The organism is Saliniramus sp. (assembly GCF_035311605.1).
GTDB lineage: Bacteria > Pseudomonadota > Alphaproteobacteria > Rhizobiales > Beijerinckiaceae > Saliniramus.
Window position 1 is genome coordinate 1 of sequence record NZ_DATGCW010000290.1, and the last position, 12486, is coordinate 12486.

The window sequence follows — 12486 nt, forward strand, 5'->3', positions numbered from 1 at the left end:
ACCCATCTTGCCGGTTTGTACCGCCCTTCATCACCCCCCTCAAATACCCCCCCCAACCGGAAAGGCGTGACGCATGACCAGCGTGCATGAACCGGCGAGCGAGGAAGCTGTCGCGGAAATCGTCGTGGCCGCCCGGGCAGATCGCATGCCGCTGAGCCTCGCCGGCGGGGATACCAAGGCGGGGATCGGGCGACCGGTCCAGGCGGCGGCAACGCTGACCTCGCGCAAGCTCAAGGGCATCACTTTGTATGAGCCGGCGGAGCTGGTGATCGGCGCGAAGGCGGGGACGCCGCTGGCCGAGATCGAGGCGGCGCTCGCCGAGAAAGGCCAGCGCCTGGCCTTCGAGCCGCCGGATTACCGCGCGCTGCTCGGCACCGAGGGCGAGCCCACCATAGGCGGCGTTGCGGCGGCCAATCTCTCCGGGCCGCGTCGGATCATGGCGGGCGCGGCGCGCGACGCGCTGATCGGGGTGCGTTTCGTCAACGGTCATGGCGAGATCGTCAAGAATGGCGGGCGGGTGATGAAGAACGTCACCGGGCTCGATCTGGTCAAGCTGATGGGCGGCTCATGGGGCACGCTGGGACTGTTGACGGAAGTGATCTTCAAGGTCCTGCCGATCCCGGAAACCTCCGCGACGCTGGTCTATTCCGGCCTCGACGACGAACGCGCCGTCGCCGCCTTGTCCGAGGCGCTCGGCTCTCCCTTCGAGGTGACGGGCGCGGCGCATATTCCGGTCGGCGAAGGCTATCAGACGGCGCAGACGCTGATACGCATCGAGGGCTTCAAGCCCTCCGTCGATTACCGCCTCGGCGAATTGCGCGAGACGCTGGCCGATTATGGCGATCCGGCGACGCTGCCGGGCGAGAGTGGCGATGCTTTGTGGCGCGGGCTGCGCGATGGCGGGCCGCTGATCAGCCTGTCCCATCAGGCGATCTGGCGGATATCGACCCGCCCCGGCGCCGGCCCGGCGCTTGCCGCAGCGATTCGCGCGAAGGTCCAGGGCCGGCATTACTTCGATTGGGGCGGCGGGCTGATCTGGATCGCGACGCCGGCAGATGACGAAGCGGCGGCAAGCGTCCGCGCCGCCACCCACGCCCATGGCGGCCACGCCACCCTGATGCGAGCGCCGCAGGAACTGCGTGCGGCGATCGATGTGTTCGAGCCCCTGCCCGAGCCGCTGATGCGGATCTCGCGCGAGATCAAGGCCCGATTCGACCCCGACGGCATCTTCAATCCCGGGCGGATGTATGCCGGCATCTGAACCGGAACACCGCATCCCGACACCATATTCGTGAGCCGCACCCATGCAGACCAATTTTGCGCCTGAACTGCTCGAAAATCCGGATATGCGGGAATCGGAGACGATCCTGCGCACCTGTGTGCATTGCGGGTTCTGTACGGCGACCTGTCCGACCTATCTGCTGCTGGGCGACGAGCTCGACAGCCCGCGCGGGCGCATCTATCTGATGAAGGACATGCTGGAGAACGGCAAGCCGGCCTCCGGGCAGGTCGTCACCCATATCGACCGCTGCCTCTCCTGCCTGTCCTGCATGACCACCTGCCCCTCTGGCGTGCATTACATGCATCTCGTCGATCATGCCCGCGCGCATATCGAGGAGACCTATCAGCGCCCCTGGCATGACCGGCTGATGCGCAGCCTGCTCTCGGCCATCCTGCCCTATCCGGGCCGCTTCCGCCTCGCCCTGTTCGGCGCCTATCTCGGCAAGCCCTTCAAGGGTGTGGCGAAGGCGCTGCCGAAGGTGGGGCCGCGGATGGGGGCGATGCTCGATCTCGCACCGGGGCGCCTGCCCACGCGCTCGGCCCAGGAAGGACCGGGCGTCTTCGCCGCGCAAGGCGAAGAACGCGGGCGCGTGGCGATTCTCCAGGGCTGCGCCCAGACCGTGCTTGATCCGGGCATCAACGAGGCCACGATCCGCCTGCTCAACCGCCACGGCATCACCGTCACGCAGGTCGCCGGCGAGGGCTGTTGCGGGGCGCTGGTACATCATATGGGGCGTACGGAAGAAAGCCACGATTTCGCCAGGCGCAATATCGACGTCTGGATCCGCGAGATCGAGGAGAACGGCCTCGACGCCATCATCATCACGGCGTCGGGCTGCGGCACCACGATCAAGGATTACGGCCACATGTTCCGCGAGGATGCGGAATATGCCGAGAAGGCGGCCCGGGTCTCGGCGCTGGCGAAAGATATCACCGAATATCTGGAAACCCTGACGCTGGAACCCACGGGCGAGGCGGACAAGCTCACCGTCGCCTATCACTCCGCCTGCTCGATGCAGCATGGCCAGCAGATCAGGGAAGCGCCGAAGAAGCTCCTGAAGAAGGCGGGCTTCAAGGTAAAGGACGTGCCCGAGAGCCATATCTGCTGCGGCTCGGCAGGCACGTACAACATCATGCAGCCGGAAATCGCCGAACAATTGCGCGCCCGCAAGGTCGGCAATATCGAGCGCACGCGCCCCGACATCATCGCCACCGGCAATATCGGCTGCATGACGCAGATCGGCAAAGGCACCGAAATCCCCATCGTCCACACCGCCGAACTGCTCGACTGGGCCACCGGCGGCCCGCGCCCGCAAGCTTTGGAGTGAGTCGGGGGATCCGGCGGATCAGCTGCTCACCTTCAGCGCGAAAGGCAGCGTCGCCAGAAGCTCCACGAGTGGAAGCTCCGGCGCGAGCGGTGCATCGACGTCACGGCTCGGACCGCACGCCGTCCTGTCGTCTCTCAAGGCGTCGCGCATCGGGGTGCCCTGCATATCCGGCGGAACCAGGATGCGCGTATCGCCCCACCATTGCGGATCGGGCAACGGCGTTGCGCCGGCATCGACAGCGCCGCTCGCACAACGCGGGGCAACGGCGATCAGCAGAGAGGATGAATACCGCCGTGCGAAGGCGATCACATTGCCCGCGCGTGCGCCTGCGACATCAAGCGGCACGTACTCACCCTCCACAAACCGCGCCGGCGCGTTGCTGCGCAGCTTCAGAAGCCGTGCGATCAGCGCCTGCTTGATCCGTCCGTCGCGCCAGTGTGGCAACAGCGCTTCGAGCGACGGCCCCTCCGTGAGCGCCGTCATCCGCGCCGCATAGTCCACCGGGCGACGGTTATCGGGATCGACCAGCGAGAAATCCCAGAATTCGCACCCCTGATAGAGATCGGGCACGCCCGGCACGAGATTGCGCAGGAAGGCCTGAACCAGCCCGTTCAGGGCGCCGGCCGGCGCGATATGCTGCACATAGCCATGAATCGCCTCAAGAAACGGCAGGCTGCGATCGGGATCGCCGATCTTTTCAAGAAATGCCTGGCAGGCGGCTTCGTATTCCTCATCAGGCTCGCGCCATGACGAGCGCAGCTTGCCCTCGCGCAAAGCCTTTTCCTGCCAGCCTGCAAGGCGCTCGCGGAAGGCTGCGAGGCCCGGCGCATCGTCGGGCGCGAGATCGAGCGGCCAGGCGCCGACCATCATCTGATAGAGCACGTATTCATCAGCCGGGTCGATCAATTCGCCGGAGAGCCGGCGGTTGCGCTCGAACCACTCCGCGACGGCCTCCGCCCAGCTGCCGGGGTCCTCGCTGATCACCGCGAGCCGTGCGCGCACATCCTCGCCGCGTTTGTGGTCATGCGTCGCGGTGGTGACCATACCGCCAGGATGCTCGCTCACGGTCCGGGTCGAGGCCATGTGAAAATCATCGACCGCAATGGCGAGCGCATCGACATCGAAGCCGACATCATTGCGCGAGATCAGGCGCCCGTAGCGATAGAAGGCTGTATCTTCCACCGCCTTGGCGGCGATCGGCGCGGTGAGCTGCTGGAAGCGCGCCGCCGCCTCCCCGCGCGCCTGCGCATCCGCTGGCCCGATACCGGAAAGCCAGCCGGCGATGAGATCGACGACGCCCTCCTCCCCCGGCGCACTCATCGCCTTCGCGGCATCAACCGCTTGCGCGAGATGGGGCGCATCAGATCCCGGTGACGCGCCTTCGGTCGCATAGGTGCGATAGACCGGGAAAGCCACGATCAGCGCCGTCAGCGCCCGGCGCAGCGCCGCAAGGGTGATGTCGCGCGTCTCCAGCGAGGCTTGTGTCATGGCGTGGAAGGCGCGCGCGCAGGCTTCGAGCTGACCGGAAAAGTCGCGCACCAGCAATTCGTTGCGCGCATCCGCCTCCTCGCTCTCGAAATCGGGATAGCGTCCGCTTACCTCGCTCCACAATTCCGACAGCGCTTCGGCGGCGCGCGGATCGTAAAGCACGGCGCTGGCGCGATCCATGAATTCGTATCCGGTGGTGCCGTCACAATCCCAGTCGAGCGGCAGGGTCTCGTCGCGTCCGAGAATCTTCTCGACGATCAGCCAGGCCCGCTCACGCCCCGCCTCCTCCGGGCGCAACTCCGTCAGCGCGTCGAGGCGTTCGCGCAGATGGTGGCAATAGCCGGCCGGGTCGCGCAGGCCGTCGATGTGATCAATGCGCAACCCGTCGACCAGCCCCTCGCGATAGAGCCGCAGGATGGTGGCGTGGATCATGTCGAAGACGCGCGGATCCTCGACCCGCAAGCCTGCGAGCTCGGTAATATCGAAGAAGCGGCGCCAGTTGATCATGTCGCCGGCAACCCGCCACCAGGCCAGCCTGAAATGCTGGCTTTCCATCAGTTCGTGCAGCATCTGCGGGTCGCGCCAGGCCTCCTCCACGGCTTCGAGACGCTCACCCATGGAGGCCGTGACGCGGCAGGCCTCGATGAAACCGGAGCGGCCTTCCGCCGCCTCGAAGCGCTGCGCCAGCGCCTCGAAATCCTCCCCGCCGGCACGCAGGATCGCAGGGTAATCTTCCGGGCGGATCGGGAAGCGGTGATGGTGATAGGCGATGGCGAAGCTCTCCAGCGCGTCGTCGAAGACGAGAGCGAGATCGCCCGCCGCGAGCACCGCGCCATAGGGCTCGCCGAGGAACGGAGCCAGCACCTTGCCCTTCAGGGCCTCATCGGGCGTGTCCCAGTCGATGTCGAAGAACGAGGCATAGGGGCTTGACTGCCCGTTTTCGAGCACGTCGAGCCACCAAGCATTCTCCGCGCCGCCCACGGCCATGTGGTTGGGCACGATATCGGCGATCAGCCCCATGCCATGGGCGCGCAATTGTGCAACAAAAGCGCGAAGGCCCGGCTCGCCGCCGAGTTCTTCATCGACCCGCGTCGGATCGACTCCGTCATAGCCGTGCGAGGATCCGCTGCGCGAGGACAGGATCGGCGAGGCGTAGACGTGACTAACTCCGAGACCCGCCAGATAGGGCACGATCGCGCATGCATCGTCGAAGGTGAAACCGTCATTGAATTGCAGCCGATAGGTCGCGCGCGGCGTCATGCCTGCTCCTTCTCACACTTGCCTTGTGCACGCGGGCGCGCATCCGCCAGACGCGCCAGACGCGCCTTCGCGACCGGGCCCGTCGCGGGCTCTTCCGGAAGGCGCCTGCGCCAGTTAGGGTGGGTATCGATGGTCCCGGGCAGATTCGGCTGCTCGCGTGCACCCGCGATATCCTCCGCCGGCGCGATGGCGAGGGTGCAGGCGCTGCGGGCAATATAGTCGAGGGCGGCGTCGATCACCGTATCGGGATGCTCGACATACGGGATGGATTCCTGGCTCAGCCCGTAATCGGATACGCTCTCCCAGAAGCGGAGCCGGTCATAATGGCGCTCGGCCATCTGGATCCCGGCATCCTCGGTGCTGGGAAGCTGCCCCAGCCTGTCACGCCAGGCGATGTCGTTGCCCTGCCACCAGCCGGCAATAGTGGGCAGATCATGCGTCGTGGTCATCGCCACCGCATTGACGTCCCAGTGCTGCGGCGCGCGGAAGCGCCCGTCATCCTCGCGTTCGAACAACAGCACCCGCATCCCCATCACACCAGCCTGGTCGATGCGCCCGCGAAATCCGTCGGGCACCGTGCCGAGATCCTCGCCGATGACGATGGCCTGGTTGCGATGCGATTCGAGCGCGACGATGCGCAGCATGTCGTCGAGCGGGTATTGCAGATACACGCCCTCGGTCGATGGAATGCCCCAGGGCACCAGCCAGAGCCGTGACAGGCCCATCACATGGTCGATCCGCACCCCGCCCGCCGTGCGCATCGCCGAACGCAACGTGGCGATGAAGGGGGCGAAGCCGTGCTCCTGCAAAGCCTTGGGCGAGAAGGTCGTGAGTCCCCAATCCTGCCCGAGCGGACCCAGTGGATCCGGCGGCGCACCTATGCTGACGCCCTGCAGGATATCGTCGGGACGACTCCAGGCATGGCTGCCACCCGCATCCATCCCGACCGCCAGATCGGCGATCATGCCGATTCCCATTCCCGCCTCCCGGGCCGCGCTCTGCGCCGCAGCGAGCGAGCGCTCGGTCAGCCATTGCAAGAAAGCATGGAACACCACCTCATGCGCATGCTCCTGCGCAAATGCCTTCACGGCGGGTGCCCGCGGGTGCCGATAGGCCTCCGGCCAGCCCTGCCAGCCGCGGGGCGCGCCGAGGCTCTGCGCAAAATGAGCGTGCAGCGCCTCATAGGTCGCATGCTCTTCGAGCAGCGCCCCGCCATCGGCGCGATAACGGGCGAAATCCACGCGCAGATCGAGCGGCCCCTCGGTGGTGAAGCGCTCGTAGAGCCGACGCAGCGCCTCGCGCTTGGCAGCGCCCTCGCGGGCCCAGTCGATCAAGGGCGCGCCGGGCGTGTCGCAGCGGGCGATGGCAGCAAAATCCGCGTCGAACACGGCCCCCGGATCGGCCATGAGCACGTTGTGGAACAGCCGCGTCGAGGGCGCATAGGGGCTCGAACGCCCCGGATCGGCGGCATAGAGGGCATGGGACGGGCTGACGGCGACGGCATCCGCCCCGGCTTCACCCAAAGCCCGGGCATAATCGTGCAGGGAGCCGGCATCGCCGAAGCTCGAATAGGGCGTCGGCGGCAGGGCATAGATCTGCGCCGCCACGCCGAATGCCCTGCGGGCATCGCCATCTGCTTCCCCGAGCGCGTCTGCAAGACCATAGGCGCGAGTCGGCGCGACCGCCAGGGTGAGGGTGTCGCCGTCGAGTTCGACCAGGTGATAGCCGGGTTCGAGGATGGGCGGGATGGTCATGCCGCCGGCGCTGGGCGCCAGCCGCATCTCGCGACGCTCGCCGGTCTCCAGCCGCAATTGCGCGACGACATGATGGGCGAGATCGGGCGGGAGCAATGTCGGGGCGCCGCAATCCGTCGTCAGGAAGCGCAGACCGGCCCCCGATTGCATGGCGTGGAGCGCGGCGAAGCTCTCCTTGATTTCCGCCTGCGAACCCGCAGGATAGCCGACCGCGTTGAGCGCCGCGCGCAACGTATCATCGCCCACCTCGCGCCACTCACCTCGATAATCAGTCCAGGCGAGTATCAGGCCGGCGGCCTGGGCGAGATCGCGCAAATCATTCATCGTCAAGCGTTCTCCTCTAACCAGAGAATGGTCGAGTGGCCCTGAAGTTCCCTGCGCACCATTCCTCGCCCCACCCAATGCAGGGGCGCAACCTCCGGGAATACCTTGCCCGGAGGTTTCACCGGGTCAGTGGAAAGATTGCAGGCCAGCGTCATCACCCCCCCGTAGGAGAGCCGCCAGCGGGCGATCACGGCCTTGTCGCCGATCACCTCGGCCCCCAGCGATTCCACGCCATCGAGATGCGGCGCGATGCGGGTGCGGCGGATGCCGAGGAGGGTCCGGTAGAGATCCTCGCGGGCCATGTCACCGCCCTCCCCCGCAAGCACCGGGCGTGAGCGCTCGAAGGTCTCGGGATCGTTGGGATCGGGAATCATCTCGCGCTTGTGCGGATCGGCGAATTCGGGAAAGGCGGCGAATTCCTGCCGGCGCCCGTCGCGCACCAGCGGCGCGAGGCCGGGATGGTGGTCGGTGAAATAGAGGAAGGGTTCGATCGAACCCGTCTCCTCGCCCATGAAGATCATCGGGATCTGCGGTGCCAGCAGCAACAGGGCGATCGCCGCTTCCAGAGCCGGCTTGTCGGCCAGCGTGGTGAGGCGCTCGCCGAAGGCGCGGTTGCCGATCTGGTCGTGGTTCTGGAGATGGTTGACGAAGGCGGTCGGCGGCAGATGCGCGCTCGCACCGCCACGCGGCTCGTCCGATCCGGGCGGCGTCTCGCCCTGATAGACGAAACCCTGCGCCAGCGAGCGGGCGAGCTTCTCAGTCGTCCCTTCGGTGAAGCCGCCGTAATAGCCCGCGCTCTCACCGGTCAGCAGCACATGCACGCAATGATGGAAATCGTCGTTCCATTGTCCGTCAAAGGGGCCTCCGAGCGGCTCGGGATCATTGTGCTCGTTCTCGAGGATGAGATGGACGTGGCGCCCCTCCTCCACCGTCTCGCGCACGGCCTGCCCGACCTCCTCCAGCCAGTCGCCGTCATGGATGGCGTGGACGGCATCAAAGCGGAGCCCGTCGAAGCGGTATTCCATCAGCCAATAGAGCACATTCTCCTTGAAGAAGCGCCGCAGCTCAGGATGGCGGAAATCGAGCGCGGCGCCCCAGGGCGTTGTGATATCCTCGCGGAAGAAGTCCGGCGCATAGGCGTGCAGGTAGTTCCCGTCAGGGCCGAAATGGTTGTAGACGACGTCGAGGAAGATGTTCAGTCCCAGCTCATGCGCCCGGTCGATCAGCGCCTTGAGATCATGCGGATCGCCATAGGCCGTATCGGGCGCGAAGGGCAGCACCCCGTCATAACCCCAGCTTCGGCGACCGGGGAAATCGGCGATCGGCATCAGCTGGATGGCGGTCACGCCGATATCGGCGATGGCCGGAAGGTGTTCGGCGACGCCCGCATAGCCGCCGAGCAGCCCGGTATGCAACTCGTAGATGACACTGTCCTGCCAGGGGCGCCCCTTCCATTCGGGGCAGCGCCAGGCATAGGTTTCCGCATCATGGACGATGCTGCGGTCATGCACGTCAGGCGTTTGCAGCCGCGAGGCCGGATCGGGCACGAGCAAGCCGTCCTGCAGGCGGTAGCGGTAGCGCGCGCCTGCGCCGCATTCCGCCTCGACCGTGAACCAGCCGGCCTCGTCACGCTGCATCGGGATCGGATCCCAATCCTCCACCATCAGCGCCACGCGCTCCTGCGCCGGCGCGAAGAAACGAAAACGTGTCCGGTTGCGCGCCTGGATCACAGCTCCCGCCGTGATCGGAAACTGAAAAGCGCTCATTTCTCTCCCCCTTCGCATTCCGCCACCAGCAGCACGGCGGAGCGCTCACTCACCCCATAGGTCTCCCCTTCGACAGGCCCTTCCGGCTCCTGCGGACGGGCGCTGTCGATCAGAAGACGCCATGCGGCAGGTGGTTGTGGCAAGCGGAAATCGAGGGCGGAGCTTGATGCATTCATGAGAAAAAGCACCATTTCGATACGTCCGTCCGGCTTGACGCGCGCCCGGCGCATGGTCAGCGCCCGGCGCTCGGGAGCGTCCCAGTCCTCCGGCGAGGGTACGGAAGCGTTTTCGTCGAACCAGTCGATATCCTTGATCCCCGGTGCCAGATCGACGCCATAGAGGAAGCGGCGCGAGCGCAGGCCGGGATAGGTGCGTCGCAAGGCGATCAGGCGCGCCACGTAATCCGTCAGCGCCTCGCCCTCTTCGGATCTGGCCTTGGACCAGTCGATCCAGGAGATCTCGTTATCCTGGGCATAGGCGTTGTTGTTGCCCCCCTGGCTGCGTCCGAATTCGTCGCCGGCAAGCAGCATTGGAGTGCCGAGCGAGGCAAACAGCGTCGTCAGCATCGAGCGCATCACCCGCAGGCGCGTCTCGCGAATGGTCTCGTCGTCGGTCTCGCCCTCGGCGCCCCAGTTGCGCGAATAATTCTCGGAATGGCCATCGCGGTTGTCCTCGCCATTGGCCTCGTTGTGCTTTTCCTCGTAGGCCGTGATGTCCGCAGCGGTGTAGCCGTCATGGGCGGCGATGAAGTTCAGCGAAGCCCAGGGCCGGCGCGCGCGGCGATCGAACAGATCGCCGGATCCGGTCAGCCGCGAAGCCATTTCCGGGCGCAGGCCCGGATCCTCGCGCCAGTAGCGGCGCACGCTGTCGCGATAGCGATCGTTCCACTCGGCAAAGCCCGGCGGGTGATGGCCGAGCTGGTAGCCGCCGGGGCCGATATCCCAGGGTTCCGAGATCAGCTTCTTGCGCTGGAGCACCGGATCCTGCCGCAGCGCGTCGAAGAAGCCGGCGCCGGGGTCGAAACCATGCGGCTCGCGCCCCAAAGTCACACCGAGATCGAAGCGGAACCCGTCCACACGATACGATGTCGCCCAGTAGCGCAGGCTGTCCATCACCATCTGCAGGACACGCGGATTGGACAGGTTCACCGTGTTGCCGGTGCCGGTATCGTTGATGCAATGGCGCGGATTATCCGGCAGCAGGCGATAATAACTGGCATTGTCGAGGCCACGCCAGGAGAGCGTCGGCCCGAGCTCGCCCCCCTCGGCGGTGTGATTGTAGACGACGTCAAGGATCACCTCGATCCCCGCCGCGTGCAATTGCCGGATGGCGATGCGCAACTCGTCGTGATCCCCTTGCTTCGCCATGTAGCGGTTTTCCGGCGCGAAGAACGAGAGCGTGTTGTAGCCCCAGTAATTGGTCAGCTTCTTCTCCTGCAGGAAACGGTCCTGCAAAATCGCGTGGATCGGCATCAGTTCGACGCTGGTGATGCCCAGACGCTTGAGATGGGCAATCACAGCGGGGTGGCCGAGCGCCGCATAGGTGCCGCGCTCGGGCACGCGCACCTCTTCCATCAGTTTGGTCAGGCCCTTCACATGGGCCTCGTAGATCACCGTCTCCTCCCAGGGGATATCGGGCGAGCGGTCGTCGCCCCAGTTGAAACTGTCATCGATGACAACAGATTTCGGCACGGCGGGCGCGCTGTCGCGCCGGTCGAAGGAAAGATCGGCGCGCGAAGAGTTTACCCTGTAGCCGAACAAGGCGTCGCTCCAGCGCGTCTCCCCTTGAAGACCTCTCGCATAGGGGTCGATCAGCAGCTTGTTGGGGTTGAAGCGATGCCCGTTTGCCGGTTCGTAGGGCCCGTGGGCGCGGTAGCCGTAGAGCAGCCCCGCCCGCACATGCGGCAGATAACCGTGCCAGATCTCGTCGGTCCATTCCGGCATCTCGTAGCGCGCGATCTCGCGCCGCCCGGTCTCATCGAAAATGCACAGATCGATCCGCTCGGCATGGGCGGAATAGACCGCGAAATTCACGCCGAGGCCGTCCCACGTCGCCCCGAGGGGGTAAGGCGAGCCGGGTGAAAGCCTGTCTGGCAGGGTCGGCATGTTTTATCTCATCCTTCGAAGCGGAAGATTGTGAGGGAGAGCGGCGGCAGGGTCAGATCGAGCGACTGGTCATGACCATGCGCCGGCGCGGCGTCGGAGGCGACGACGCCGCCATTGCCGGCATTCGAACCGCCATAGATCCCGGCATCCGAATTGAGGATCTCGCGCCAGCGCCCCGCCTGCGGCACGCCGACGGCGTAATGCGTCCGTGTTACCGGCGTCATGTTGAGCACGCACAGAAGCGTCGGCGCGCCCGGGGCCTTGCGCAGCCAGGCGAAGACACTGTTCGTCGCGTCATCGCCGATCACCCAGGCGAAGCCCGCGGGATCGGCGTCGAGGCGATGCAGGGCCGGCTCGCTTGCATAGAGCCGGTTGAGATCGCGCACCAGCATCTGTAGCCCGGCGTGGCCCTCGTCCTGCAAGAGCGCCCAGTCGATCTCGCCGTCATGGCCCCATTCGCGCTGCTGGCCGATCTCGCAGCCCATGAAGAGCAGCTTCTTGCCGGGATGGCTCCACATGAAGGACAGGTAGGCGCGCAGGTTAGCCAGCTTCTGCCAGGCGTCGCCGGGCATCTTGCCGATCAGCGAACCCTTGCCGTGGACGACCTCGTCATGGGAAATCGGCAGGACGAAGTGTTCGGAGAAGGCATAGACGAGACCGAAGGTCAACTCGTTATGATGGTATGAGCGGTAGAGGGATTCGCGCGCAATGTATTGCAGCGTGTCGTGCATCCAGCCCATGTTCCACTTGTAATCGAAGCCGAGCCCGCCTTCCGCGACCGGATGCGACACGCCCGGAAAGGCCGTGGATTCTTCCGCGATGGTCACCGCCCCGGGGGCGCGCTCGCGCACGATCGTGTTGAAGCGCTTGAGGAAATCGATCGATTCGAGGTTCTCACGCCCGCCATGGATATTGGGCACCCATTGTCCCTGCTCGCGGCTGTAATCGCGATAGAGCATCGACGCGACCGCATCGACGCGCAGTCCGTCCACGTGGAAGCGCTCCAGCCAATAGAGCCCGCTGGCGATGAGGAAGCCCTGCACCTCGCGGCGGCCGAGATTGTAGATGTAGGTATTCCAGTCCTGATGGAAGCCTTCGCGCGGGTCCGCGTGCTCGTAGAGCGCCGTGCCGTCGAACCGCGCAAGCCCGTGCGGATCGGTGGGAAAATGCGCAGGCACCC

At 65.7% G+C, this 12486-nt stretch carries 7 protein-coding genes; 2 read left to right on the forward strand and 5 right to left on the reverse strand.

Annotated elements, in window-relative coordinates; genetic code table 11:
• Window positions 1-73 precede the first annotated feature (73 nt).
• Window positions 74-1261: a glycolate oxidase subunit GlcE gene (gene glcE / locus VKP01_RS13005; protein ID WP_324412947.1), complete on the forward strand. Its 1188-nt coding sequence runs from the start codon at window positions 74-76 to the stop codon at window positions 1259-1261.
• 43 nt (window positions 1262-1304) lie between these two features.
• The gene (glcF, locus tag VKP01_RS13010; protein WP_324412949.1) at window positions 1305-2609 is read left to right on the forward strand and encodes a glycolate oxidase subunit GlcF; all 1305 of its coding nucleotides are present in this window, start codon (window positions 1305-1307) and stop codon (window positions 2607-2609) included.
• Between the two features lie 18 nt (window positions 2610-2627).
• On the opposite strand, the gene treY is transcribed toward glcF, so the two are convergent.
• The 5 genes from treY to glgB form a co-directional block, all read right to left on the reverse strand.
• The gene (gene treY / locus VKP01_RS13015) at window positions 2628-5357 is read right to left on the reverse strand and encodes a malto-oligosyltrehalose synthase (RefSeq protein WP_324412951.1); all 2730 of its coding nucleotides are present in this window, start codon (window positions 5355-5357) and stop codon (window positions 2628-2630) included.
• Complete coding sequence (gene malQ, locus VKP01_RS13020) at window positions 5354-7435, reverse strand: 4-alpha-glucanotransferase (RefSeq protein ID WP_324412953.1); 2082 nt, start codon at window positions 7433-7435, stop codon at window positions 5354-5356. The genes treY and malQ overlap by 4 nt, the downstream gene beginning before the upstream one ends.
• 2 nt (window positions 7436-7437) lie before the next feature.
• Entirely contained in the window at window positions 7438-9201 is a 1764-nt protein-coding gene (treZ, locus tag VKP01_RS13025) for a malto-oligosyltrehalose trehalohydrolase (RefSeq protein WP_324412955.1), read from the reverse strand.
• Window positions 9198-11306, reverse strand: a complete 2109-nt coding sequence (glgX, locus tag VKP01_RS13030) for a glycogen debranching protein GlgX (protein ID WP_324412957.1) — start codon at window positions 11304-11306, stop codon at window positions 9198-9200. The genes treZ and glgX overlap by 4 nt, the downstream gene beginning before the upstream one ends.
• An 8-nt stretch (window positions 11307-11314) precedes the next feature.
• Window positions 11315-12486, reverse strand: a 1172-nt coding sequence (glgB, locus tag VKP01_RS13035; protein WP_324412959.1) for a 1,4-alpha-glucan branching enzyme, incomplete at its 5' end; no start/stop codon positions are given.

Coding starts and splice junctions, on each gene's coding strand:
- glcE (WP_324412947.1), top strand. CDS start 74: ATGACCAGCGTGCATGAACCGGCGAGCGAGGAAGCTGTCGCGGAAATC.
- glcF (WP_324412949.1), top strand. CDS start 1,305: ATGCAGACCAATTTTGCGCCTGAACTGCTCGAAAATCCGGATATGCGG.
- treY (WP_324412951.1), bottom strand. CDS start 5,357: ATGACGCCGCGCGCGACCTATCGGCTGCAATTCAATGACGGTTTCACC.
- malQ (WP_324412953.1), bottom strand. CDS start 7,435: ATGAATGATTTGCGCGATCTCGCCCAGGCCGCCGGCCTGATACTCGCC.
- treZ (WP_324412955.1), bottom strand. CDS start 9,201: ATGAGCGCTTTTCAGTTTCCGATCACGGCGGGAGCTGTGATCCAGGCG.
- glgX (WP_324412957.1), bottom strand. CDS start 11,306: ATGCCGACCCTGCCAGACAGGCTTTCACCCGGCTCGCCTTACCCCCTC.